The sequence below is a fragment of the Floridaenema flaviceps BLCC-F50 genome, assembly GCF_041929275.2.
GTDB classification, from domain to species: Bacteria; Cyanobacteriota; Cyanobacteriia; order Cyanobacteriales; family Aerosakkonemataceae; genus Floridanema; species Floridanema flaviceps.
In genome coordinates this window covers 1,631,405-1,657,081 of the sequence record NZ_JBHFNR020000002.1, presented here as the reverse complement: position 1 = coordinate 1,657,081, position 25,677 = coordinate 1,631,405, and the positions used below count along the sequence as shown (strand labels likewise).

At 41.1% G+C, this 25,677-nt stretch carries 25 protein-coding genes and 1 pseudogene; 13 read left to right on the top strand and 13 right to left on the bottom strand.

Annotated features, from left to right (window positions below; translation table 11 throughout):
* Window positions 1–8 precede the first annotated feature (8 nt).
* The 3 genes and pseudogenes from ACE1CI_RS27630 to ACE1CI_RS27620 form a co-directional block, all read right to left on the bottom strand.
* The gene (locus tag ACE1CI_RS27630; RefSeq protein WP_413266913.1) at window positions 9–755 is read right to left on the bottom strand and encodes an energy-coupling factor ABC transporter permease; all 747 of its coding nucleotides are present in this window, start codon (window positions 753–755) and stop codon (window positions 9–11) included.
* Between the two features lie 218 nt (window positions 756–973).
* A pseudogene (locus tag ACE1CI_RS27625) lies at window positions 974–1,243 on the bottom strand (aldo/keto reductase); the annotation flags it as partial.
* Between the two features lie 354 nt (window positions 1,244–1,597).
* Complete coding sequence (locus tag ACE1CI_RS27620; RefSeq protein ID WP_413266911.1) at window positions 1,598–1,795, bottom strand: hypothetical protein; 198 nt, start codon at window positions 1,793–1,795, stop codon at window positions 1,598–1,600.
* 472 nt (window positions 1,796–2,267) lie between these two features.
* On the opposite strand from ACE1CI_RS27620, the gene glyA reads away from it, so the two are divergent.
* The 5 genes from glyA to aroQ all read left to right on the top strand — a co-directional run bounded on the left by glyA (window position 2,268) and on the right by aroQ (window position 6,830).
* Window positions 2,268–3,551, top strand: a complete 1,284-nt coding sequence (gene glyA / locus ACE1CI_RS27615; RefSeq protein WP_413266910.1) for a serine hydroxymethyltransferase — start codon at window positions 2,268–2,270, stop codon at window positions 3,549–3,551.
* A gap of 113 nt (window positions 3,552–3,664) precedes the next feature.
* Complete coding sequence (locus ACE1CI_RS27610) at window positions 3,665–4,738, top strand: glycosyltransferase family 4 protein (protein ID WP_413266909.1); 1,074 nt, start codon at window positions 3,665–3,667, stop codon at window positions 4,736–4,738.
* A gap of 7 nt (window positions 4,739–4,745) precedes the next feature.
* Window positions 4,746–5,999: a competence/damage-inducible protein A gene (locus ACE1CI_RS27605; protein WP_496615868.1), complete on the top strand. Its 1,254-nt coding sequence runs from the start codon at window positions 4,746–4,748 to the stop codon at window positions 5,997–5,999.
* 218 nt (window positions 6,000–6,217) lie between these two features.
* Window positions 6,218–6,355, top strand: coding sequence for a hypothetical protein (locus ACE1CI_RS27600; protein ID WP_413266907.1), 138 nt, complete (start codon window positions 6,218–6,220; stop codon window positions 6,353–6,355).
* A gap of 28 nt (window positions 6,356–6,383) precedes the next feature.
* Complete coding sequence (gene aroQ / locus ACE1CI_RS27595) at window positions 6,384–6,830, top strand: type II 3-dehydroquinate dehydratase (RefSeq protein ID WP_413266906.1); 447 nt, start codon at window positions 6,384–6,386, stop codon at window positions 6,828–6,830.
* Window positions 6,831–6,841: 11 nt separating this feature from the next.
* On the opposite strand, the gene ACE1CI_RS27590 is transcribed toward aroQ, so the two are convergent.
* Entirely contained in the window at window positions 6,842–8,080 is a 1,239-nt protein-coding gene (locus tag ACE1CI_RS27590) for an ATP-binding protein (protein WP_496615867.1), read from the bottom strand.
* Window positions 8,081–8,230: 150 nt separating this feature from the next.
* Between ACE1CI_RS27590 and ACE1CI_RS27585 the strand changes: the two genes are divergently transcribed.
* Window positions 8,231–9,241: an ADP-ribosylglycohydrolase family protein gene (locus ACE1CI_RS27585; RefSeq protein WP_413266904.1), complete on the top strand. Its 1,011-nt coding sequence runs from the start codon at window positions 8,231–8,233 to the stop codon at window positions 9,239–9,241.
* A 77-nt stretch (window positions 9,242–9,318) separates the two neighbouring features.
* Window positions 9,319–9,807, top strand: a complete 489-nt coding sequence (locus ACE1CI_RS27580) for an acyl-CoA thioesterase (protein WP_459564132.1) — start codon at window positions 9,319–9,321, stop codon at window positions 9,805–9,807.
* Between the two features lie 248 nt (window positions 9,808–10,055).
* On the opposite strand, the gene ACE1CI_RS27575 is transcribed toward ACE1CI_RS27580, so the two are convergent.
* Window positions 10,056–10,271, bottom strand: coding sequence for a hypothetical protein (locus ACE1CI_RS27575; protein WP_413266903.1), 216 nt, complete (start codon window positions 10,269–10,271; stop codon window positions 10,056–10,058).
* A 385-nt stretch (window positions 10,272–10,656) separates the two neighbouring features.
* Between ACE1CI_RS27575 and ACE1CI_RS27570 the strand changes: the two genes are divergently transcribed.
* Entirely contained in the window at window positions 10,657–11,001 is a 345-nt protein-coding gene (locus tag ACE1CI_RS27570; protein ID WP_413266902.1) for a hypothetical protein, read from the top strand.
* On the top strand, window positions 10,998–11,198 hold the full coding sequence (locus tag ACE1CI_RS27565) for a hypothetical protein (protein ID WP_413266901.1): 201 nt from the start codon (window positions 10,998–11,000) through the stop codon (window positions 11,196–11,198). The genes ACE1CI_RS27570 and ACE1CI_RS27565 overlap by 4 nt, the downstream gene beginning before the upstream one ends.
* A 2-nt stretch (window positions 11,199–11,200) precedes the next feature.
* Here ACE1CI_RS27565 and tumA read toward each other — a convergent pair whose 3' ends face one another.
* Together tumA and dxr are read right to left on the bottom strand one after the other, a co-directional pair.
* Entirely contained in the window at window positions 11,201–11,416 is a 216-nt protein-coding gene (gene tumA, locus ACE1CI_RS27560) for an antitoxin TumA (RefSeq protein ID WP_413266900.1), read from the bottom strand.
* A 95-nt stretch (window positions 11,417–11,511) separates the two neighbouring features.
* Window positions 11,512–12,717 carry a 1-deoxy-D-xylulose-5-phosphate reductoisomerase gene (gene dxr / locus ACE1CI_RS27555; RefSeq protein ID WP_413266899.1) on the bottom strand — a complete coding sequence of 402 codons (1,206 nt, stop codon included), beginning with the start codon at window positions 12,715–12,717 and terminating at the stop codon, window positions 11,512–11,514.
* A gap of 372 nt (window positions 12,718–13,089) precedes the next feature.
* On the opposite strand from dxr, the gene ACE1CI_RS27550 reads away from it, so the two are divergent.
* A complete protein-coding gene (locus ACE1CI_RS27550) occupies window positions 13,090–13,344 on the top strand; it encodes a Nif11-like leader peptide family natural product precursor (protein ID WP_413266898.1) in 255 nt (84 codons plus the stop codon).
* Between the two features lie 97 nt (window positions 13,345–13,441).
* On the top strand, window positions 13,442–13,810 hold the full coding sequence (locus ACE1CI_RS27545) for an HMA2 domain-containing protein (RefSeq protein ID WP_413266897.1): 369 nt from the start codon (window positions 13,442–13,444) through the stop codon (window positions 13,808–13,810).
* An 82-nt stretch (window positions 13,811–13,892) separates the two neighbouring features.
* Here ACE1CI_RS27545 and ACE1CI_RS27540 read toward each other — a convergent pair whose 3' ends face one another.
* Complete coding sequence (locus ACE1CI_RS27540) at window positions 13,893–15,296, bottom strand: 1-acyl-sn-glycerol-3-phosphate acyltransferase (RefSeq protein ID WP_413263450.1); 1,404 nt, start codon at window positions 15,294–15,296, stop codon at window positions 13,893–13,895.
* An 18-nt stretch (window positions 15,297–15,314) separates the two neighbouring features.
* On the bottom strand, window positions 15,315–19,187 hold the full coding sequence (locus tag ACE1CI_RS27535; protein ID WP_413263449.1) for a hypothetical protein: 3,873 nt from the start codon (window positions 19,185–19,187) through the stop codon (window positions 15,315–15,317).
* A gap of 482 nt (window positions 19,188–19,669) precedes the next feature.
* Between ACE1CI_RS27535 and ACE1CI_RS27530 the strand changes: the two genes are divergently transcribed.
* Window positions 19,670–20,245: an FHA domain-containing protein gene (locus tag ACE1CI_RS27530; protein WP_413263448.1), complete on the top strand. Its 576-nt coding sequence runs from the start codon at window positions 19,670–19,672 to the stop codon at window positions 20,243–20,245.
* Window positions 20,246–20,330: 85 nt separating this feature from the next.
* Here ACE1CI_RS27530 and ACE1CI_RS27525 read toward each other — a convergent pair whose 3' ends face one another.
* The 3 genes from ACE1CI_RS27525 to rpmG form a co-directional block, all read right to left on the bottom strand.
* On the bottom strand, window positions 20,331–22,376 hold the full coding sequence (locus ACE1CI_RS27525; protein WP_413263451.1) for a ribonuclease catalytic domain-containing protein: 2,046 nt from the start codon (window positions 22,374–22,376) through the stop codon (window positions 20,331–20,333).
* A 167-nt stretch (window positions 22,377–22,543) separates the two neighbouring features.
* Window positions 22,544–22,759: a 30S ribosomal protein S18 gene (gene rpsR, locus ACE1CI_RS27520; RefSeq protein ID WP_073594967.1), complete on the bottom strand. Its 216-nt coding sequence runs from the start codon at window positions 22,757–22,759 to the stop codon at window positions 22,544–22,546.
* Window positions 22,760–22,827: 68 nt separating this feature from the next.
* Window positions 22,828–23,016: a 50S ribosomal protein L33 gene (rpmG, locus tag ACE1CI_RS27515; protein ID WP_413263447.1), complete on the bottom strand. Its 189-nt coding sequence runs from the start codon at window positions 23,014–23,016 to the stop codon at window positions 22,828–22,830.
* Window positions 23,017–23,116: 100 nt separating this feature from the next.
* On the opposite strand from rpmG, the gene ACE1CI_RS27510 reads away from it, so the two are divergent.
* Window positions 23,117–24,361, top strand: a complete 1,245-nt coding sequence (locus ACE1CI_RS27510; RefSeq protein ID WP_413263446.1) for a molybdopterin molybdotransferase MoeA — start codon at window positions 23,117–23,119, stop codon at window positions 24,359–24,361.
* An 82-nt stretch (window positions 24,362–24,443) separates the two neighbouring features.
* On the opposite strand, the gene ACE1CI_RS27505 is transcribed toward ACE1CI_RS27510, so the two are convergent.
* A complete protein-coding gene (locus ACE1CI_RS27505) occupies window positions 24,444–25,637 on the bottom strand; it encodes a patatin-like phospholipase family protein (protein ID WP_413263445.1) in 1,194 nt (397 codons plus the stop codon).
* Window positions 25,638–25,677 lie beyond the last annotated feature (40 nt).

Here is a 25,677-nt window from a genome sequence, read left to right as displayed (position 1 = left end):
CGCATTTATTAACGAGGTGTTAGAGAACGAGAAGCAGTAAATTTCCGAGGTGGATGGTAAATTAAATCTGGTCTAGTTCGCCAAATAAAGCTTACGGCTGCTAATGTGATTAAGGCTTCTCCAATGCCAATCAAAATGTGCCAAGAAGCCATTGCCGTTAAAGCAATTCCTAACGGTACAGTGCCAGATAAAGCTAATTCAAATGAAGTTAAAATTGCAGCTACAAACACACTTAACCAACTAGCAACTACAACACCAACGGCTACTCCTTTCCAAGTATCTCGACCTATGGCATAACGAATTGTGCGATACACATAATAACCGCCAAAAGTGCCAATTAAGCCCATATTAGTAATGTTGGCTCCTAATACTGTCAATCCTCCATCTTGAAAGATTGTTGCCTGAACAATAAACACTACTACCATTACTAAAGAGCCTGCCCAAGGGCCTAACAAAACACCTGCAAGCGTGCCTCCTAACAAGTGTCCAGAAGTGCCTCCCGGAATAGGAAAATTTATCATTTGTGCGGCGAAAATAAATGCGGCACAGACTCCCATTAACGGGACTGTTTTTTCTTGATATTGTACTTGGACTCTATTTAAGCATAAGGTAATTAAAGCGATCGCTAAAATCCAAGTTAGCAGACTAACGGGTAAACTTAAAAACCCATCGGGAATGTGCATGGCTAATTGTGGTTGGATTACCCAATGTAGCCAGCTGGAAAATGAAATACCAAAGGACGCGAATGAACCCATATTCAGTAACAAATTTTGTCACCCTGATTTTAAGGTGTAACTTCATTGATAAAAGCTTTTTTTTACAAAAAATTCAATCCTATGGGGGGGTATGTTGATTAAATGTATGCTGAATCACTAATAACCTTTGTAGTAAATATTCCCTAAGAAAGATGATAAATCTATTTAAAGAATTATTCCCTTATTTAGTGGGAAAGTGAGTCTTTCTTAAGGAAATCTTAAGTCCAAGCCCGGAAAAAAGTGTTATCTTCCCAAGCCGCTGCGGTTCGCTGTTCAATTTCTGCGATTTTACTTATACTTAACATTAGAAATTATTGTGCTACTTTCACATTGGATTCCAATTGTTCTACATTTTCCGCAGCAATAACAGCACAATTTACCCCTGGTTGCGAAAGTGTATAGCCAAAAGCTTGGTGCATTCCATCTAAAACAATGGGTTTAAATAAATTTCCATAAGCAGGAACTTTCATCGCCATAACAGTCAGATTCAAATGAAAGTAAAGAGCCTCGACAGGAGGTAGTTTCACCATTGAAAGCGTTAAGAGACGAATTGGGTTTAACTCAAGAGCAATTTTGTAGAGAACTTGACTTACGGTTGGCTCGGTAAGTCGCTGTGAAAGAGGTTGTCTGAGTTACTGCTAAATATGGGTCAAATCAAAAGGTTTGAAACTCTATTGAAGCGGCACGGCAAAAGCTTCAGCGATTTACCCGATTCGCTTAAAGATCCGATTATCCGTTTTAGAGCAGGTAAACAACGAAGCTGCTAATAAACCAGTGCAGCAGGGCGGGATTTTCCCGCATTTGAATATCTTCCCTAACCCCTAACCCCTAACCCCTAACCCCTATTGAATATTTGCGACCCGAAAACCCATTTGACACTGATACTGATCGGGTTGATTTTCAGAAAGTTTGCGAACTGCTTGACCACAACAAAGGCGATCGCCTCTCCAGCGAGGTTGACCACTGCGATCGGCTAGTAAACAGCTTTGGCATACTGTTTGCGGAGCAATAACTTGATCTTCCATCAAAATAACTAGCATTTGGCAACTCCAGCGATCCCCATCTGCACTGAATTTATTTTATGTCAAGTTTTTTGCCAGAAAGTGTGGAAACATACAGTCCTTAACAACTTGCAGCATAAGTTTAACTATTAAGTTGGTAGTTGGTAGTGGGTAGTGGGTAGTGGGTAGTGGGTAGTTGGTAGTGGGATTTCTACCTATTTATGGCGATTGAAATACGTGCTACGCACACGCTACGCGAACGCGGCTACACAAAACTTAGTCCGCTTGACAAGGACTAAAGGATAACGGGGGTATTTAAGCCGGATTTGGTATTAGATGCGTGAGAGCTTTCCCATTACCAACTACCAACTACCCATTACCAACTACCAACTACCCACTACCAACTACCCATTACCAAAGAATTTCCTAAAGCTGCCTTAGTCCCGATCGAACAGCGTTATGATCGAGTACGCATTGAATTTATAATGGAAAATTTTCTGGGAATTGCTTCGTGACACAATCTAACTTAGAATTTTTAGCTCAATCCGATCCCTTGGTTGCAGAATTAATTCAAAAAGAACTCCAGCGCCAACGCGATCACTTAGAATTAATTGCCAGTGAAAACTTTACCTCGGCTGCTGTTTTGGCGGCGCAAGGTTCAGTTTTAACTAACAAATACGCTGAAGGATTACCTGGGAAGCGTTACTACGGTGGGTGTGAATATATCGACCAAATTGAGCAAATAGCGATCGATCGCGCCAAACAACTCTTTGGTGCCGCTCATGCTAACGTTCAACCCCACTCTGGCGCTCAAGCAAATTTTGCTGTATTCCTGTCTTTACTGCAACCAGGTGACGCATTTATGGGGATGGACTTGTCTCACGGGGGACACCTGACTCATGGTTCGCCAGTTAACGTATCAGGAAAATGGTTTAAAGTTTCTCACTATGGCGTAAGTCGGGAAACTGAGCAGTTAGACTATGACCAAATTTTGGACTTAGCTAAAGAACATCGTCCTAAACTAATTATTTGCGGTTATTCGGCTTATCCCCGCATTATTAAATTTGACAAATTCCGCGAAATAGCAGATGCAGTGGGCGCTTATTTAGTGGCGGATATTGCTCACATTGCCGGATTGGTAGTTACCGGGCATCATCCTAACCCAATTCCTTACTGTGATGTTGTCACCACCACGACTCACAAAACTTTGCGCGGACCAAGAGGTGGTTTAATTTTGACTCGTGACCCTGATTTGGGTAAACAGTTGGATAAAGCTGTATTCCCTGGAAATCAAGGTGGACCATTAGAGCACGTTATTGCGGCGAAAGCGGTTGCTTTTGGGGAAGCTTTAAAACCTGAATTTAAGACATATTCGGGACAGGTAATTGAAAATGCCAAGGCGATGGCTAATCAATTAGTAAACCGGGGCTTTAAGATTGTTTCTGGTGGAACAGATAACCACTTGATGTTGGTGGATTTAAGATCGATCGGCATGACTGGCAAACGTGCAGATCAATTAGTCAGCGGTGTAAATATTACAGCTAATAAAAATACAGTTCCGTTTGATACTGAATCACCTTTTGTTACTAGTGGTTTAAGGTTGGGTTCACCTGCAATGACGACAAGAGGAATGGTTTCCGCTGAATTTACAGAAATTGCCGATATAATTGCCGATCGATTGCTAAATCCAGAAGATGAAGCAATCGCTCAGGATTGTCGCTTGCGGGTAGCATCGTTATGCGATCGCTTCCCCTTGTACCCTCACCTCTCGATTCCAGTACCAGCAATGGTTTAAAAGCAGAAAAGGTTTGCTAATTCTGCTTTGAGTCAAAATCCCTGGAACCGTGAAGCTCTGAAATGTAGTAGACTCTGCCTGACGCTTGTTTGTCGAACTCCTACTGATTTCAGATGCCTTACTTGTACCATCTGATTGCCTTTCTAGTCTCCGCTTTTGTTGTCCTCGGGACTACGCCAATTGTCAAAAAATTTGGCCTCAAAAGCGGATTATTTGACGTACCAGATAAACGTAAAGTTCATCAACGCCCGATGGTGCGCTTAGGTGGCGTTTCCATCTTTATCGGTACCTTAACTGCGCTTCTAGTTATTTGGTGGTCTGGAGGTTTTGTAGACGCGAAAGGCGCAATCCTACCTCCCAGTGAAGAATATGAAATCTGGGGAGTCACTCTTGGGGGTTTAGCTTTCTTCCTGATCGGTTTGGCAGATGACTTATTTGGTTTGTCTGCTTTTAGCCGATTATTAGTGGAAGTAATTGTGGCTGGCTTAGCTTGGAAAGCTGGTGTTCAAATCGCTTTCCTCTCTATGCCCTTGATCGGCATGGTGAATTTGCCTCCCTGGATTAGCTTAATTATCACTGTGATTTGGTTGGTGGGCATGGTAAATGCTACCAATTGGATCGATGGTTTGGATGGATTAGCGGCTGGCGTTTCCGCAATTGCAGCGGTGGTGATGTTGGTTGTCTGCCTATTTATGGGACAACCATCAGCAGCCTTAATTGCCGCTGCCCTCGCAGGCGGATTAATTGGCTTTTTGCGCTATAACTTTAACCCCGCCCAAATTTTTATGGGGGATGGGGGTGCTTATTTTGTGGGCTTTACTCTGGCTGGTGTGGGGGTAATTGGCTTAGTCAAAACTACGGCTGTAACTTCTGTGGTGTTGCCTTATTTGATTTTGGCGGTGCCAATTTTGGATATGTCAGCGGTAATTCTCGATCGCCTACGTCGCGGAAAGTCGCCGTTTAAACCTGATAAACGTCATTTACACCATCGGTTACTAGAAGTCGGTTTATCCCATCGCATGACGGTGGTATTTATCTATTCTCTGACTGTTTGGGCTGGTAGTCTGGCGCTGGCTTTTGCTGGCATACCTTTTGGAAAAATTTATGCGTTGGGTGCGACTTTGCTGCTAATATATTCGGCTCTTAAAGTGTGGCAACAGATCGCCAGAATGAAGAAAGAAGGGTGAAAAAAGCATGGCTGCGGAAATTATTTGTGTGGGAACTGAGTTATTGCTGGGCGATATTTTAAATACGAATGCCCAGTTTTTGGCGCAGCAGTTGGCTGATTTGGGTATTCCTCATTACTACCAAACGGTGGTGGGAGATAATCCAGAACGGTTAAAACAAGTAATAGCTATTGCTAGCGATCGATCGCAAATCCTCATCTTCACAGGCGGCTCGGGCCCAACTCCTGATGATTTGACTACAGAAACGATCGCAGACTTTTTCGGCAGCCCTTTAGAGGAAAAACCGGAAATCATTGCCGATATTACCCAAAAATACGCCCGTAGAGGGCGCGAAATGACCCCCAGTAACCGCAAGCAAGCCCTAATTCCCCAGGGTGCAGATATTCTACCTAATCGTTTGGGCACCGCACCCGGTATGATTTGGCAACCTCGCCCCCATCTAACTATCTTCACTTTTCCCGGTGTACCTTTGGAAATGCACCAAATGTGGCAAGAAACTGCTGTCCCTTTTCTCAAAAGTCAAGGTTGGGGAAAGGAAATTATTTACAGTCGTCATTTAAGATTTTGGGGAATTGCCGAATCTGCTTTAGCGGAAAAGGTTTACCATTTACTCAACCTACCTAACCCAACCGTTGCTCCTTATGCGAGTAAGGGAGAGGTAAAGTTGCGAGTTTCAGCGAAAGCGGCATCTGCTCAAGAAGCCGATCGCTTAATTCAACCAGTGGAAGCGGAAATTCGCCAAATTGCTGGTTTAAACTATTTTGGCGCTGATGATGATTCTTTGGCTTCGGTGGTTGGTGAGTTGCTACAAGCAAAAGGGGAAACTCTTTCTGTAGCTGAATCCTGCACTGGTGGCGGTTTGGGAAGTATGCTGACTAATATTCCTGGCAGTTCCGCTTATTTTATGGGCGGTGTGATTTCTTATGATAACCAGGTAAAAACTTCGCTGTTGGGTGTGAGTCCAGAGGATTTGGCGCAAGTGGGGGCGGTGAGTGATATCGTAGCCAAACAAATGGCTGTGGGTGTGCGAGATCGCCTGAACACTACTTGGGGACTGAGTATCACAGGCATTGCAGGCCCCGGTGGTGGAACCGAAACAAAACCCGTTGGTCTAGTTTATATTGGGTTAGCAGGGTCAAATGGTTTCGTGCAGAGCTTTGAACATCGCTTTAATTCCCTGCAAGACCGCGCTCTCATTCGTCACATTAGCGCTTGTACTGCGATCGATCGCCTGCGACGGCAACTTTTGTCCACAAATTGAGAAATTATTAATAAAGCTTAATCTAATTGAAATATTGGTTATCATGAAAGAAACCGCTTAAAACAGAGTTTACCTATTTTTTTTCGGGTAAGCAGAATTTAGTATAGTTGTATACTGAAAACTATCTCGTTTTGAGCAGATAAATACAGAGTTAACACCGCGTCTTCCCTGGCATCAAGCCAAGCACTAAATATAGTATCGAAGGAGTCATCGGTTCAATGGACTTAATAGAGGAACTACTGGAAACGTTGAAAGAATGGGCGCGTAAAATCATGGATTTGGTTCTAGGGCCCCAAGCAGAACCAGAACCGGAACCGATTCCCATTCCAGTAGAAGAACCATATCGTCGTCGTTAATCCTTATAGAAGTCAAAAGTCTAGACATTTGCAAGAGCTTAGTATATTAGTACTACACGGCCCCAACCTGAATCTCCTGGGAAAGCGTGAACCAGGAGTTTATGGGACTGTAACTTTGGATGAAATTAACCAACTGTTAGAAAGAGAAGCAGAAGCGCTAGAGGTGAAAATTTCGCCTTTGCAGTCCAATCATGAAGGCGCGTTGGTTGATGCGATTCATGGTGCAATGGGGCAGCATCAAGGGTTGTTAATAAATGCTGGGGCTTACACGCATACTAGTGTGGCGATTCGAGATGCGATCGCAGCCGTAGCAATTCCAACGGTAGAAGTTCATTTAAGTAACATTTACAAACGAGAAGAATTTCGCCATCATTCTTATATTGCGCCAGTATCAATTGGACAAATTAGTGGTTTTGGTGCCCAAAGTTATTGGCTGGGATTAATTGCGTTAGTGAATCATTTAAAAAAATCATAAACAAAAGTAAACTAGATCCCCGACTTCTTCAAGAAGTCGGGGATCTGGGTAAATTTGCCTGCTATACTTCCCCAGGAAAAGTTATTGTAAAGGTTGAAGCCAATACCTAGTTCGGAAACAACCTTAATTTCGCCTTGTAAAAGTTTGATTAATCGAGCAACGATCGCTAATCCTAAACCTGTACTTTGCTCATCTCGACGATGAAGATTAGAACTTGCTCGCGTAAAGGGTTCAAATATCCGAGTTAAATCTTCTTGGGGAATACCAATTCCGGTATCACTGATAATAATAGACCATTGCCGATCGACATTGCTTAAACATTCTAATTGGATGAAACCTTCGTCTGTGTAGCGAACTGCATTACTAAGAAGATTAGTTAAAATTTGTTGTAAACGAAAGATATCTGTGGTTACTTTATTCGGGGTGCGATCGCAATCTATTTTTAATTCTAAATTCTTAGCTTGAGCTAATGGTTCAATGGTGGCAACTACATCTTTTATTACTTGTTTAACATCGATACAAGCAAGATTTAACTGGATTTTCCCAGCCTCCGAACTAGACAATTCTAACGCATCATTAATTAAGCGCAACAATAATCTACCAGATTGTAATACTCGCTCAATATTCCGCAGATTTGGCACTGTGAGTTGAACATCTACAGCTTGCTTTTGCTGACGCAGAAATAAGTCTGAATAGCCAATAATTGAAGTTAAAGGTGTTTTTAATTCGTGAGCCATATAAGCTAGACTATCTTTACTAGTACGGAGCAAACGAGTCAGTTCTTGGTTAGTCAGAATTAGCTGACTTCTTAGCTGTTCTAGCTCTTTAACTCGCTGTTGCACATAACTTGTATAACATTGAGAAATTGCTTCATCTATTACGGCATCAAGGGTGCGAATAGTTCTGAGAATTTCTTCAGGAGAACCTTGCAAAAGCTGAGGTTCTAAAACTGAAAAAATAATTCGGCGCAATATTTGGTATTCCCAGGCAATTTCTGCGGCATTATATCCTTCATTAGCACGGGCACTACCATGCTCTAAACTAGCAGAAGCAACGATTTCATAACTCTCGCTTCCCTGATGAGCTAATGCTTTTACCATTCCGTTTAAAAGTACTGGCATAGAGTCTTTTAATGCTGTTTCTGATAAATCGGCTGAACTTTCTATGCGCGAGTCTTGACGAACAGCAGCTTCCCAACGTTCTAAAATTGTATCAATTTGGTCAGTGAGTATTTCGCTTGCGTCAAACATTTCCCCTGTATTGATTTTAAATTTCTGTGTAATTTTAGGCTAAACTGTGGAAATAAGAGAAAACTTCTGGCAAAAGATAGGTCTTTGCCAGAAGTAGATGAGCTAGGATAAGTGCAGTGTCTTCTAAGAGTTGCTAGTTAAATAAGATTGATGCGGTACTCTCTCTTAAGTAGGTTTCGAGGTGCTTTTTTGGGCACTGTATTTGGAGAAATTTTGGGTGCTTATGGTGATTGTTGGCAACTAGGCACAACACAACAGAATCAAAAACCCTCCAGTACAGGACGCTTGGTTGTGCGTGGTACTGAAGGTTTGATTCGGCGTGGCAGATTGGATTTAGCTGATTGGTGTGAAGCTTCAGAATCAACTAATCAGAATGAGTCAGAAAAACGCCAGGGAATTTTGGTAAAGGAAACTAATTTGGCGGGTGTTACTACTCCTGCTTATCCGGGAATCAAAAGAACTACTGGTGATATTAGGGCGATTATTTCCACAGTACCAGTGGCGCTGTTTTTTCATGAAGATGAGGCGAAGTTAAGGCAGAATTTGCAACAGGTGGCGGATGTTTGGCAAGATGATTCGGTGTTGAAAGATGGGACTTTAGCGATCGGATATGCGATCGCTCTAGCCTTAAAAGAAAAACTTAATCCCGACACCTTAATTACGGAAACTATTAATTATTTGGATGTGGAAACTTCCCTAGTTCAGCAACTTAGACAAGTAGAAGTTTTATTAGCCCAAGGTGCGGGATTAGAAACTACTTTAAAAACTTTAATTCCTCGCGGTTCAACTGCGCCAACTCATACTCCAGTAGCGTTAGCTTTTTATTGTTTTTTAAGTACGATTGAAGATTTGAGACTTTCGGTAATGCGTGCGGCGAGATGTCCGAAAGCACAGGTGACAAGTGCGATCGTAGGTGCATTATCTGGCACATTCAACAGTATAGCAGGCGTGCCTGTAGCATGGCGCTTGGCATTAGGAAAACAACCCGTAGATAACTCGCCTTTAATGCAACTTTGGGGACTAAATTCGGAAGCTGAATTATTAAGATTGGCGGCGCGTCTTTTAGCAGCTTGGTCAGGGGTTTATAATGCAGATAAGTTTCTTATCGATCCCACACAAGTTCCCGCTATCGCTGCACCAAAAGTAATCAAACCACGTTAGAAAGGGCAGAAGGTTAGGAATTTACTTTTAGATTTACAATTTAATTGTTGAGTGTTTTTTAAAGGAAAAGAGTTACTGTGTCAGAAGAAAGAAATCCACAACTTCCTCCTACTACTGCTATCCAAAACTTGCTTCAGATGACTCCTGGCGCTTGGTTTGAATATCCGGTAAGAGTGCAACCACATCATACTGATTATAGTGGGGTTGTCTGGCATGGTTCTTATATTGCTTGGCTGGAAGAAGCTAGGGTAGAATGTTTGCGATCGATCGGCGTTGATTTTGCTGATTTAGTTGCTTTAGGTTGCGATTTACCAGTTGTAGAACTTTCGATTCGCTATCATCGACCATTAAGATTAGGAATGACCGCAGTTGTCAAAGCAAAAATGGCAGAAATCGATGGTGTAAGGTTGAATTGGGATAACCAAATTCAATCTTTAGATGGCGAAGAATTGTATGTTACAGCGAGGGTAACTTTGGTAGCAATTGACAAAGAAAAAGGTAAGATTATGCGTCAATTACCTCCGGCTGTAGAAACTGCTTTGGCGAAGTTGACTGGAAAGGTTTAATTTGAAAAGGGCAGAAGGCAGAAGGATTTATACTCATATCTTGCACCTGCCGTTTTAGCCCGCCTGCGAATCAATTCGCAGGCTAATAGCTTAAGTCCACTTAAGTGGACTGAAAGCAAATTAATTGTAAATATTTAGTCCTCTTCAGAGGACTTTAGCTATTAGCCAGGGACTTGAGTCCCTGGCGGACATTGCAACAGGTGCAAGAGATAAGTCTTGTTATTTTATCTACTGTTTTATGCGGTTAATTATTGATTTGGTTGCTGCCAAATTAGTTGGGGAAGTTGGATAATTTTTTGCCAAATTTGATTAGGACCAATACCAAAGACTATTTGTAAAATTAAAACAAGTAGGGCAATAGTAAGGGCAGTTTGAACAGTTGCTTTGACAACTTTAATTAACCAAGTAAATACTAAGAATGTAACGATTAAGGCGGCGATTAAAACAATTAATTCTATTGGCATGGGAATTTTTTAATTAATTCTTGTACTTGTTGATAGAAAGTTATTGGCTAAGAAGTACATCAGCTTCCTGCATAGTCGGGATTTGCTGTGTTAATTGCTTCTTCAAGGGATGAATATTGCCCATGCTTTACCAAAGCTTCAAGGATTTGGGTTTGCTCTTGGCTTAATGTAATTTGCATTTTACCTCTGATTGCTTCTGCTTAAAGTTTTGCCAAAATAGCGATCGCTCTTTCCCCATTTTACTCTGGATAAAAGCGATCGCTACTCTTACCCCATAATCTCAGTAACTTCTTGCAAAACTTGAGTGATTCCAGGTTTAAGAGAAAAGATTACGTCATTTAGTGGTAAAGATAAATCATTAGGGACTTATCAGGAATGTGCAACTATGGCAAAATTTCCGAATGAACTTGAGGAAATTATCTGGCAGTTGAAACGCCAGCTGTTAGATATCATTGATACAGCAACAGCAGCAGAATTGAATCTATTTGAAATGTTTGGAGAAACGAGTGACACGATGCCATTTTTGGATGAACTCAAAAGTGTTGCTGAACGTGCTGCACCTTGGTTTTCTCGGTTGTCTAATTTTCAGTTACGCATTGCTGAGGCTCAACCAACGATAACGGCTGATATGCTAAACTTAGTAAACCAATCTATTGAACGCATCCAAATGGAAATTCCAGCGATGACGCGGAGCATTCAAGAAGTAAAAACTGAGTGGAATTTGCCATGACTAACCAACCCCACATTCCTGATGCTGAAACAGCTAAGAGATTATTAGCTAATTTGCGCCGCAGTCGGTTAGCAATGGAAGCAGCTACCTTGGAATTAGAAAACATCACGATGCAGTTGGAAAATGAGAACAGACAAAGGCGTTTAGTACGACTAAAGCAGGCGATTAAGAATGCTGAAAATGGGCTGATTGTTTGACATTAATTAAGCTCTAATTCCTGATGCAAAGCTAAGTAATGACGGTAATCATTTGCCCATTCTATAAATAGAGCATCATCTGGCAATAATCCCTGATTATATAGGTTAAAGAATTCTTCTGAGTTCATTTTTTGCTGATTCTCGTACAAGCTTAGTCGTTTGGCAACAGCAACTAAGGCATCTAATGGTGATGTATATTGAATAGTTTGTTTACGCATTGGCTTTTTTCAATTTATCTCTAAAATAGCGATCGCTCTTTCCCCATTTTACTCTGTAGAAAAGCGATCGCTATTTTAAAACTACTTATTAATTTTCATCTCGAAGATATCTGTGCAACAATTGGCTGATTTTGACTGACTAACTTACTAGCTGCCAAAACTTCTTGTCTCGCCCATTGATCTGCTGCTAAAATGTCATCTAACGAGGGGTTTTGTTGATGATCTGTGCGATGGCGATCGCAAACCCACTCAATACACTTGGGAATATCTAAAAAGCCAATCTTTTCATCTAAAAATAACGCCACAGCTTGTTCATTTGCCGCATTTAAAACCGCAGGCATTGAACCACCAGCACGACCAGCCGCATAAGCTAACTGCATACAAGGATATTTTTTATGGTCTGGTTCGCGGAAAGTTAAACTGCCAGCTTTTACCAAATCTAATCTTTCCCAATCTGTATAAATTCTCTCAGGCCAAGACATCGCATAAAGCAAAGGTAAACGCATATCAGGCCAACCTAATTGCGCTAAAACCGAAGTATCTTGTAACTCAATTAATGAGTGAATAATACTTTGTGGATGGATGACAATTTCGATATCATCGTAACCCAAACCGAACAAATAATGCGCTTCAATTACTTCTAAACCTTTGTTCATTAAAGTGGCAGAATCAATGGTGATTTTGCGACCCATTGACCAGTTAGGATGTTTCAAAGCATCGGAAACTTTTGCTTCTGCTAATTTTTCTACAGGCCAATCTCGAAACGCACCACCGGAAGCTGTTAAAATAATTTTCTTTAATCCGCCTTTGGGAACTCCTTGCAAACATTGGAAAATTGCCGAATGTTCTGAGTCTGCTGGCAACAGTTTTACGCCGTGTTTCTCGATTAAAGGATTTACTACAGGGCCGCCAGCAATTAAGGTTTCTTTATTAGCTAAAGCGATGTCTTTGCCTGCTTCAATGGCAGCAATTGTGGGTAACAAGCCAGCACAGCCAACTATTCCTGTAACTACTGCTTCTGCGTCGCCGTAACGTGCAACTTCAATGATTCCGGCATCCCCAGCTAATAAAATCGGTTGGGGGTCGAGGTCAGCGATCGCCGCTTTTAGTTCGGGGAGTTTGTCTTCGTCGCAAATTGCTACTATTTCCGGTCGAAATTGGCGAACTTGCTGCGCCAACATTTCCACATTCCGTCCAGCGGCTAACCCGACAAGGCGAAATTTGTCCGGGTGCTGGGAGACGATATCGAGTGTTTGAGTACCGATCGAACCTGTTGAACCAAGAAGTGTAATCGCTTTCACAATGTTTTAATAAACCGCAACTTCAATCCACTATAAAGGTTATTGTGTCCAGATCCCCTCCAGATCCCCGACTTCTTGAAGAAGTCGGGGATCTAAAGTGTCCAGATCCCCGACTTCTTGAAGAAGTCGGGGATCTAAAGATCTAAAGCACAAAGTTACTCGTTGACAAGTGACGCTTGATACGAAAATCTTTAACTTATGTCAAGATTTAGTGAAATTTTTAATCTTTTCTCATATCCTGACAAATATCTCTCATTTATTTTTGCCGGATTTAGGGTAGGTTATAGCACCTACACCAACAATTGAGTCGCCAGTAATTAGCGACTTCAGGAAGATTTTTTGCACCAAAATTTAACAAAGGCGAGGTAAATTATGTCTCAAGAATGTGCCATTAACTCTCAAGAATGTGCCGCACGCTTTTTTAAAGCTATTCAACAAGATGATGCTTTGAAAGCAAAACTCAAGGCTACAGATGATCCAGAAACCTTTGTAAGTATTGCCGCAGAACGGGGTTATAATTTCACAGTTGAACAACTGCAAGCGGAAATTGAAAATTTGTCACCTGAAGAAATGGCATCTGTAATTAATCCTGGTGTTGGCCCTCGGCGGCATTTAGTACCAAGATAATTTGTAAAATATTTTAGAATTCAGAATCTAGAATCCAGAATTTTTTCGCTTGTGAGTTTTAGATTCTGAATTCTTTAGTAAATGCCAGGAATTGCTTATGTCAGTGATGACTAAAGAGGTAAATCATTGCCTAAATTATCGGGTTGTTCACGCAATACCCGGACGCATTCGCATTCGCATTCCGCGATTAGTTGATGATGCGGAATATGCGAATAAACTTAAACATTTAATCGAGGCGTTGGATTTTGTTAGTTATGTGAGGATTAATCCGACGGCTAGTTCTTTGGTAGTGGAATACAATTATAATTTTCATCAAAGCTTTGTAGAGAAAATTGAAGAACGAATTTTGAGGACGATCGCTTCCGTTGAACAATTACCAAATCAAGTGGAAGAAATTGCATCGGAAGAGTTAGCTGCTGTAATTAATCCCGGTGTTAGCCCTAGACATCATTTGAGGCGAAGATAAAAGTAATGGTACGTTGATGGTACGTTGTTGCGCTTGGGCGCTAAAATTTAGCGCCCAAGCGCAACAACGTACTTAAGATTTACTAATTTTTGACGATCATTTTCTCTAATGCTATTTGTAAATCTTGAGTGAGATCGTTTACAGCTTTGCGACGACTAGCTTTATAAGCATCCCAACGATCGGAAACTGAAAGAGGATTTCCGATCGCTATTTCCACTCTTTGTTTACCTAATTTGGGACGTTTAAAAGGATTACCTCCTTTGATGCGAGTTAACATATCCCATAATAGTAAAGTTGTTTCAGCAAACCTTTCTACAGAAGGTTTTTCGTAAACATATTTACCTGTGACGGCGACAAAACTTTCTACTAATCTCATGTGCCACATTCGTCGAGATGCTTCTTCAGCAATGCGATCGGCTAAACCTTTTTCTAGGGGTGATAATGCTTCTAAATTCTTGATATCTTCGCGATAAATCCAATCCCATCCTGCTTGTTCTAATCTGCGACAGCGATCGATCACATTGCCTTTAGTGGGGATGTTAAAACTTTCCTCTGCTACTTTCAACGCTGTGTCTAATAATGCTTGTAACTTCAAAAATAAAAGTTCACTGGGGTTACTAACTGAAGATGGGGGAATTTCCGGGAGACTTTTATGATAAAACTTGGTGTAAAAATCCTCCATTAATCCAAGTATATGAAATCCCAAACGATACAATCTTTTATATAAAATCGCTTCTCTTTCGCTAGTAAATTTTACCCCATCTGTGGGAACATCAACTGCTGAATTTTCGGATAAACCGCTATCAATTTCTAATTGAGTCAGCAACTTTTCTAAAGATGCCCAAGGCGGATTTATATAGTGATATTGAATTCCTATTGGCACCAGGAAAACTTCTTCAGTACGTTTCGCTGCTAACAAGTCTTCTACACACCAAAAACCCATTTGGGCAATTCCGGGTTCAATGGGACTAACAATTTCATTATGCCCATTTGTCGCCCCTTCTGGAGATGCCATCATGGGAAATTGTCCATCAACAAATAGTTGTCTAATTGAACGTAACGCCGCCCGATCTAATTTACCTCGATGGATAGAAGTTCCACCTAATTGAGAATAAAGCCAACCGACAAAAGAACCCGCCCAAAGGGGAATTCCGCGATCGTAAATAAAATGTGCGATCGTCGGTTGTTTTAATGATATACCCTGTTGTTTAGCTGCTTTGGGCAACAATTTGGTTAGGAGATACATTAAAGAGTAAGGATCGTCAACGCTGGGGTGACGAAATGCCATTAAAAAGCGAATTTTGTTTGACTGAAATTTCTGGTATAAATCAATTAAAATATCTAAGTTTTCGGCTTTGATTTCGGCTATATTGGTGCGCGATTGCAACCATAATGGCAATACTAATTCGCAACTTTGGAAAACCAAAGGATTGAAGTTTGGCGGAATAAATTCTAAGGGTGGTTGAACTTGAATATTAGTAGTCATTGCTAGTTTTAATGTAAATTATTCCCAGTTTTGTAATTCAGTAATCCAGTTTCTTAATAAAGTTGTTAGCTGTTCTCTACGAGTTTCAAAGTTAGCAGCTATCCAAATAAACACAATGCCAACCAATAAACCGATTAACCATTTAAAAAATGAGTAACGGAAGTTAAGAATTACTAACTGATTAAAGGCATTGATTAAAAAGGTGATAGTTCCAATATACAGAAAAGCGCGGGTTCTGAGAGCTAATCCGGCGAAAATTGCTACTATACTTAGGATACCAGAACCTAGCCCCGTCCATTGTTCTGTCCACAGGGAAACTAAACAAATTGTACCAATTCCTAAACAGCGTAAGTAATGACGGTTTTCTCTTTGTTCTGGTTGGTTTAAAGTTGGATCGACTTGGGCGATATATAGCAAAGATAAACCAACAGGAATAACATACCACAAAGCATTTGTAAGTCGTAAATCTAAAAACCAACGCCACAATGTCCAGTTAATTAATGCTGCGCTAATGTAAGAAAAACGGATTTGGCGATCGAGCCAAGCAATGATAATATAAAATCCGGCAGCAACCAGTAAACTAACTGGGTGGACAATTAAGCGAGTTTCCCAAATAATTACTAAAGGCCAAACAATTGCTGCTACTAACCAAGGTCTTTTAGACCAACCCCAATTTTGCCAAGGTAAGATATAGAAAAAGTATGCCACAATACAAGCGATCGCCACTCGAAAAGGTTTCAAAGGATCGGAAAATAACACTTCTACTGGCGTACCTTGCCAATAAAATCTAATCGCCGCCGCTTCTAAAAGTCCCAAATAAACCCAAGCTTCTGCCAATTTTAAGTTAGGATTATTGCGCCCTTGTAAGATTGCATATTGAATCAAAAACAAACCTACACCTAATCCGATAAATCTGCTACCTTGAATTGGGTTTATAATAGCAAACATTAATAAAAAGCTACTCCAAACCCAATGCAAATGAGCAATTATTTTTAATTCTTCAGGTGTAATTGGTAAATAACGCAACAACCAAGGCGATAACACTCGATAAGCGTACATAATACCAGTACCAAGCGCCGCCATTGCAATTAAACCATCGCCAAATCCTCCTTTATCTGATTGTAAAAGTTGATAAAATAGTAATTCATAAGCTGAAGCGGAAACACCGAATAAACCCAAATAAAGTAAAGGTTTGAAATCTGCTTTGCGTCTACCGATTCCAATAGCAATTAAAGAAATTGCCATTGAACTTAAACCTGTCCAATTTGCCAAATTACCCGAACGTAAAACACCGCCTAAAATGCCATAAATTAACGGAACGATATGCAAACTTACAGGGAATCTTTCTGCGCCAACTTTGCGTCGCCACCAATCACCTAAAAGCTGAGTTGTTAAACCTAATGCAATATTAGCTATGCTTAAATTGATTAATGAACGACCAACAAAACCAATGATTTGGGCGGTTAAAAGTTCCAAACTCCAAGCTAAAGCAAAGATTGCCAAATTAGTAGGTTGTTGCCAATTTCGATAAGCAATAGCAATAAAAATGAGAATTATGGCGATTAAAACGGGGATTGAAGGGGGAAGAAATCCTGAATAAAGGCTGGCGGAATGGAAAGTTAGCAGCAATAGTTCAAAACCACAAAGAACAGTTGCCCATTTGTCAGTTGCTTCGGTGTAAACTCTGGCTAAAGTAGTGCTTTTCTTAGCAAGAAAGCTGCGATATAACCATAGTATATTAATAGCGATCGCAACAGCAATCAACCAAGCTGGTATCGACTCTCGAAATCCTAAAACTCTATCCCAAAGCAATTGGGTACAGAAAATTAATCCAAAACCAATAGTAATTATTGCTGCTAATAAATATTGTAAATATCGAGTATTTACAAACATCAATACAGTCGCTAAACCTAAACCAAATAACCTGGTTTCGGGAAAGGGAAACAGTAAAACTTGCGCCAAAACATTAGCAGCTATACTTAACGAAGCAGCTAATTCTCGGCGCGAACTTCCGCCAAAAGTTGCCACGCCAGTCAACGCCAAAGGTGTAATTAACCATAGCAAACTCGGTATAGGATTACTGTCATTAATATTAAGGGGAATTACATAAGTCAACGCTGCTAAACTTAAACCTAAATCCCACGAACTGCGCCGCCAATTTTGTTGGGGACTGGGGATTGGGGATTGGGGATTGGGGACTGGGGTATTGTTGATGCTAAATATAAATTCTGTTACCATTAAACCTTGTAAAATTGCCATCCAGATATTTACATTTAAATTTGGCAATAGATAGTCAATGGTTGAGGTTATTGTTAGTAACCCAGAAATGTGAGTTAGGTAAACTAAAGCTGTGCGGGGGCGTTTTTGAGTGACAAATGCTAAGGTTAGGGTGGAGGCTAGGAGGTTTAGCGATCGCAACAAAGGATTGAGTAAACTAATTAAAGTCAATATCAAACCTAAAAATAAAGCTATTCCTTCGCCAAACCTTACTAAATCGGGCTTCTGACGTTTATCTAACCAATTAGTCACTCCCACAATAAAAATTACATAAGGGAATAACACCACACCTAACAAAGTGTAAGAGTGAGTTTCTGCATTAGCTAATTGCAGGGCTGTATTAACTAAAGTTTGTTGAATGTTGACAGGAACTAACCGCCAAAACAAGAAAATTGCCTGAAAACCGATTAATAAAAAAGCTGCTAAACTAAACCTGCCCCAAAAGCGTTTTAACCGATTATCAAAAAACCATAAACCAATTCCACTTACTGCTAAAGCTTGTCCGGGAAAGTCAATTACTGAAACCAGCCAACCTAAAAATAATAAAATTCCTCCCAATAATTCCCAATTTACTTGCGAAAAAGGCGGTGCAGAAGTTAAAGGATTTGGTCTTTGTTGCGACAGCCAAGCTAAAAGCCAGCCACAAATTCCTATTGCTAAACCTAACTGAGTAATTTCTACAGGAGTTCTGCTTAAGAAAATTGCCCGAATTAACAAAACCGCCACTGCATAAATTACCGCTGTAGTTACTCTTTGAATATTGGCGATCGCTAACTGATTATTCTCCCCTGATTCTTCTCGCCTTCCCCAATTCCGATAAGTATAAACTGTCGCCAAACTAGTACCACAAATCCCTAAATAAACAGCAATTAAGGGAAAGCCGGAAAATCCCCAACCCCAGTGTAAATAACTTAATCCTAAATAGTTAATTAATCCCAAACGGTTATGATAGGAACGCTGAGGTTGTAAAATTAAAATAGTAATTCCTGTAAGGGCAACAGAAGCAATTCCTACTGTTAGCCATTCCCATAAATTTCCCCACAAACGAAAACCATCCATTGCCCAAAAATTTACAGGTACTAAACACAAAGTTACCGCCTGCAAAGTTTGGGCTGTTAATCGTAAATTACTTTGTTTACCCGCCCAAAAACTGACTAACCAAAAAATCAAAGTATAACCTAGTAAAATTCCGTACTGTCCAAAAGAGGGAAATTTTTCCCATTGAGTAGCCGCCAACAGCCCGGAGGAAACTACCACCATGAAAACACCTAAAAATAGCAGCCACCTGACGCTAAGTTCCGCCATGAGTGACTGTAAAATGAGGTTAATTCGGCTTGGTGGTTCCTGAGTCGTCGCTTTTGTTCTGCCAGTTGCAGTTTCCGCAGCCACAGGAACAACCAGATCTGACTCATTGCGGCTGTTCGTTGCAGGAACGGTTGCTGTCGCAGTTACTTGTGGTAAACGACAACTCAAGTATTGCCGAGATATTTGTAGGACTTGGGCATCAGTCAGCAAACCCAAGCGCAACAAAGCATCTAAACCTGCCAAAAGTTGTGGATCGGAGGAACTGGCGGTGATTTCTATTTTTACAAAGCGGGGATTTGAGGATGACATGAGATGGCTACCACAGCTAGAAACCCAATCATGACCTTATATCAAAAGATATTGGCTGTCTTTTGGGAGAGCGCGACTTTTACTATGCCAGTTACATAGCTGTCTGAAATTTAGTTTCAGGATAAATTGGGGAAAATACGTATAAAGTGAGCATAGTTATCACACTTCGTTGCATCAGTATTATCTATGCGTTACCAAAGTCTCCCTATAATTACCCGGATTGTAGAGTTAATCATTTGAATACTTACGATAAATAACAGCATAATTATCTAGACTCTTCTTAGCAAAATCTTTATAAAGCTCGGTAATCCGGGAAAAATATTTAAAGTTTTCGTAAAATCTCACCTTTTAGTGATTGTGAAACTTTGGGGAATGTAGTACACCTTTATCTATACTGTTGCACCTGAAGGTTGAAATAGCATTACCTATTGTGCAAAGGTGCATCTGTGTATTATTTTTGGCACGTTTTGTAGAGAATCGGTATGCTTTCAGACCTAACTTATCCAACCCAAAATACAGATAAAGCGTTCAAATTCTTAGAAAAGAATACTTCTTTTTTACGCTCCTTGGTAGCCAACTGCCAAAATGATATAGATCAATTAACAACAATTATAGAGCCAATTTTAAATGCTCCTAAACGTTGTGAAATAGCGCCTTTTTATATTCAGGCTGTGAGTACAGGGAAGTCAACTTTTTTAGTAACTAATCTTTCCCATGCGGAAACTGTTCAGATTATCGATCATTCTGAACGATGGATAATTGGACGGAGTAAATCGGATTGTTCGATCGCCATTCCCGAACTCTCCATCTCTCGTTGTCATGCTATTCTAGGTCACGAAGCTGGAAACAAATTTTTTATTAAAGATGCTGGCAGCAGAAACGGGACTAAAGTTAATAATCAAAGGTTAAAGAGTCTAGAAAGTTGCTTGCTTAAAGACGGCGACTTAATCGAATTTGGATTAATTCAAGTAGAATTTTTTATCACTAGTTTTATAGAAGAAAATGATGATGTTTGGGTGAATAGTGAAAATGTTATAAATGAACGTTTATTGGTATAAAAGCAAAACGCAGAAGGTCGCTGTTAAAGCTTTTTCTGCGTTGGCTAACTACTTTGTATAACCAAAGTTTTCATCATAAATTTTGTTAACTAGCGGTTGCTTGTGCTGTTTGATCGCTGGTTTCTTCAAACTTGATTACATCAAGGCGCGGATCGACGTAGCTGACGCGAACATCTAAGCGATCGCCCAACTGAACCGATCGCCTAAAGCCCATTGGCAACTCTAAACCCAAATCTTCCAACAAAATCAAACCTAACCTGTCATCTTCCCTTAACCAACGCAACAACAAAGCCTGCCAAACTTGTCCAGGGTTACGCCGCAAATATTCTAACGCCCAATAACGATGAGTTTGCCGTTCCACCAAACTAGCTTCTTGCGTCACCATTGACACACTCATCATCACTTCCCTTAATTCATCTGCGGAAAAAGGCAAGGGTTCCCCCCGCAAATGCGCTTTAATTTGGAAATGCGCCAACAAATCGCTGTAACGGCGAATCGGAGAAGTTACCTGACTGTAGGTATTCAACCCTAAACTAGCGTGACGTGCCGGAGTAATGCTAATCTCGCTGCGAGGCATACAACGCCGCATTGCACAAGCACGGGCAGGCCCAGCCGGAAGCAGCAATAACTCTTCTTCTGAGGGTAATTCTGGTTGTGGCTGACCGCGAAAAGGCAAAGCTAACCCATGTTCTTGACCATAACGGGCGGCTACTTCCCCAGTCAAAATCATCATTTCCGCGACCATAACACGAGATTGCGAGTCATCCAACACATGAATATGGATCTCGTCATCTTCCACCTTAATCAGTCCTTCGGGCAAATTAATTGTAATTGCCCCTTGAGACTGTCGCCAAGCTTGCCTGATTTGGGCGGCTTTGGCGATCGCAGTTAATTCCGGTTCTGCTGGTACTGCCAGATCCAGCATCTCATCCACATCTTCGTAAGTCAGCCGATAAGTAGGCTTAATAATTGCCGGATGAATACTGTACTCTTGCACTGCGCCAGTTTCATCCAAAATTACCCCAAAACTGAGGGCGTTACAAATTTTCCCCTGTACCAAACTCATTGGCCCTGTCGCCAACTCTGTCGGGAACATGGGAATCATTCCTGTAGGCAAATATAACGTAGTGCTACGCCGTCTTGCTTCCAGGTCTAATTCATCACCTGGCATTACCCAACGACTAGGGTCAGCAATATGTATCCACAAACGTCCCCTACCATCGGGAAGTTTTTCCCAACTTAAACCATCATCTATTTCCGTAGTACTCTCATCATCAATGGTATAAACCTTGAGATGGACCAGATCCAAGCGATCGCTATCCGGATCTGGCGGTGGAGTATCAATACGCAGCTGAGCCACTTCTAGCACCTTATTTGAAAAGTGAACTGGAATCTGACTGCGCCGGAGAAACAGGTTTTCATGGTAACTCCACAATCCCAATTTCACCAACAAATCAAAAGCCGCTTGAGGGTTTGTTGGTAATTCTAGAGCAGCCAAAGTTTCCTGGGCTAAAGCTCGCCCAGTAGCTTCCTCTCCTAGTATGACGTACCTTTCTAACGCATCAATCCGATTACGATATCTAGGTTCAGAAAATGCTTCTCGGACGCTACTGTATGATTCTAATGGTTTGCCAGAGATTATTTGTTGTACCAGAGTCAAAAACTCTTCTGATTCCCGTTTCCGTTGTTCAGCTACTTCTATTTGGTGTTTAATTTCTCCTACCAAAGTTGCCGAACGTGGTTCGTAGCGATCGTTCTTTTGCTTAAAATAAATCTTGTCTTCCGAGAGGAGGTAATATGCTGCATAACACTGAGCTTGATTTTGCTCAGAAAACAGCAACATTGCCATCCCTGGAATATTTACACTTTCTCCGGTTTCTGACAAAATTTCCCAAGCCACTTCTAAACTCGTTGGGTCGAGATAGGTTTCTACCTCTTTGCGAAACTGCGGAATTTCTTTTGGTTGGTAGGTTGCACCGTTAACTTCATAAGTGACTTGTCGGGGATGAATATTGTAAGATTGTCCGCGATCGTCAACTACAATCCAGTTAGTTTTGCCATCTGGACGTTCCGCAACAGCTAAACGCCGTTCTCCATGTAATCTAAATTCAACCAGCCTTCCCTTTTCCACAATTGCCAAAATCCCCAGATTGCAAATATTGGGAGTTGTGAGTTTTGAGTTGTAGGGGCGGGTTTAGTCATTATCATTGTTTGGTAATCAACAACTTATTTCCAAAACCCGCCCTTACAGCATTTTGATCTGCAAAACTCATCACTCATCACTCATCTATTTTTGGTTTAACCTTCTTGGTTAATAAATGGCAATAATGCCAGAATTCTTGCCCGCTTGATGGCAATAGTCAAATCTCTTTGCTGTTTAGCAGTCAAACCAGTGATTCGGCGGGGCAGAATTTTACCGCGCTCGGTGATAAACTTGCGGAGCAAATCCACATCTTTATAATCGATGGGTTCGCTAGGCTTAATCGGAGATAGGCGACGACGAAAATATGTCATGGTCAATTTTCCTTGGCAATAGTTGCTTGGGTCATTGGTCGCTAGTTAGAGGTAACTATGACTAATGACTATTTGATTTCTTTGTGAGCGGTATGTTTGTTACAGTGGGGGCAGAATTTTTTCAGTTCTAGCCTCGCCGTCGTATTGCGACGGTTCTTTTGTGTGGTATACCGAGAAACACCGGGCGATCGCTTTTCCGGGTTCGTGCGACATTCGGTACATTCCAATGTCACAATGATGCGAACACCTTTAGCCATAATTTTACAAACTCTAAAGTCTGGGCAGAATTAAACACAAATATCTATCATTTCATATTTCGGGTAAGTTCAGCAACTAGACGCTTCACTTTTAAATCCCATGCTATCAGTCCAACAAGCCGAACAAATTATCGCCAACTCAGTCCACCCCCTCAATCCTGAGAGGGATATAGAGATTGTAGACCTTTTGGGCGCATCCGGGCGGATTCTGGCTCAAGAAATCACCAGTCAGTTAGACTTTCCCCATTGGGATAATTCAGCGATGGATGGTTACGCTGTCCGTCATACCGATGTCGCTGGATGTAATGCCGAAAATCCGGCAATTTTAGAGATTATTGCCGAAATTCCGGCAGGAAAAGCCCCGCAAAAATCAATTTTACCCGGACAAGCAGCGCGAATTTTCACAGGCGCAATGATGCCAGCAGGGGCGGATACTGTAGTCATGCAGGAAGTGACGCAGCGAGAAGGTAATTCTGTCACCATTTTAAGTGAGCCTGCACCTCAAGCTTTCGTTCGCTACAAAGGTTCTTTTTCCCAAGCGGGAACACCTTTACTTTCTCCGGGGATTAGCATTGGCGCAACCGAAATTGCTGTCCTCGCTTCCGCCCAATGTACCCAAATTCCAGTTTATCGCCGTCCGGTGGTGGCAATTCTTTCCACTGGCGACGAACTGGTAACGCCTGACCAACCATTAAAACCCGGTCAGTTGGTAGACTCAAATCAATATGCTTTGGCGACTTTGGTGACACAAGCTGGCGCAATACCCCAAATGTTGGGAATTATTCCCGACGATCCAGAACAGTTAAAAAATGCGATTTCTCAAGCTTTAGAATCTGCGGATATTGTAATTTCTTCGGGCGGTGTTTCCGTGGGAGATTATGATTTTGTGGAGCAAATTCTCTCTTCATTAGGTGGAGAAATTCACTTTCGCGCCATTGCGGTTAAACCCGGAAAACCTTTGACTTTTGCTAGTTTTAATTCTGGTAATGAGCGATCGCCAATTCTGTACTTTGGTTTACCAGGAAATCCTGTTTCATCGTTAGTAACTTTTTGGCGATTTGTACAACCAGCAATTAAAAAAATGTCGGGAATTTCGGATTTTTGGCAACCAATATTTGTGCAAGCAAAAACTCAACACAATTTGAAATCTGATGGCAAAAAAGAGTCTTATTTTTGGGGAAAATTACTTTTAGTAAATGGGGAATATGAATTTACTCTGGCTGGTGGTAGCCAGAGTTCAGGAAATTTGATTAATTTGGCACAAACTAATGGGTTAGCTGTTTTACCAGTGGGAAAAACTTTGGTAAATGTAGGAGATTTGGTGCAAGTTTTACAAGTACGATAGTTTTTCTCTGTGGTAAGGGAACGACTGAAGTCGTTACAACGGACGTTAGTTTTTCTCACTGGTAAGGGAACGACTGAAGTCGTTACACCGGAGTTTGTAATAGTGGGGATTTTTCGGGTGCTTTGTTTGCTGCGATGAAGCCTGCGATCGCATCTTTCACCAAAGGCCCACAATCGTTTCTTGTATAATAGGTGCAACCCTTTTCAACGTATGCTTTTGCCGCCGCCAGTGCATCGTTGATATATCGATCGCTAGCATCATCAATTGCTTCACTCAGTGGCTGTTGAGTAAACCTGTTAATTCGCTGATCTTTGCCGACTAATTCGCGAGTATCTTTATAAGTTTCGTTCGCTTTAGCCCTGAATTTTTCATTTAATTCAAACTCAAGCCTTAAATAACGTTTTGAGAACGCTCCTCCCATAATTTGCCGACAAATTGTAGTGGAAATTTCAGCGTTAGGTTCCATAAATACATCAACAATTTTTTGCGCCCAATCTAAAGGTCTCCACTCTTTTGCTTCTTCATAAAGATATGGTTCTCCACTGCGCCCAGTGCTCACAGAAAGTACAGAAATGTCTTCCAATTTGAGATTATCAAGTTTATATTTTTGCTTGATTTCTAGCGGCACATCTGGGTTTTGACTAATCCTTAAAGCTAAACTAATTGCCGCTAAAGATGGGTTATTGGCAGAGACTCCCCCATCAATATGGGGAAAAGACCAATTGCCAAAAATTTCCGTTTTGTAGGGTTTTAATAGATATGGAGGGAAGTAAGTCGGTGCGGAAGATGAGCTAACGCAAATTTCCCAAAGTGGGGTATCGTCGTACCATCGCGCCCCAATATCTGGATGACAATTAGTGAAAAAAGTAGTGTTCCGATACAGCAAATCATAAGCGAGAATTAAGATCATCGGATGTTGAATTTGGCTAATTCTGATGATTCCTAACTCTGTTCTTAAAGTCTTTATCAAACCTTCATGACTATATCTAGAAGAGGAGAAGAGATCAATAATTGGCTGTAATGCTGGCAGAAAGCTTGGCGGAAAAATAATTTTTCCTTTGGTTCTATAGAGATTAACCAATTGTTGAGCGGTTTTTCCAGTAGCAATTGATGCGGCTAGTATTGATCCGGTAGAAGTTCCGGCTATCAGGTCAAAATATTGGTGTAAGGGTTTACCTTCTTTCTCTTGAACTTGTCTTTCTACTTCTTGAAGAATGCGAGCCGAAATAATTCCCCGCATTCCGCCACCATCTAAGCTGAGAATTTTGAAAGTCATAGTGAGCTACTCCGCATAATTTCTGTCAGATTTGGCTAGC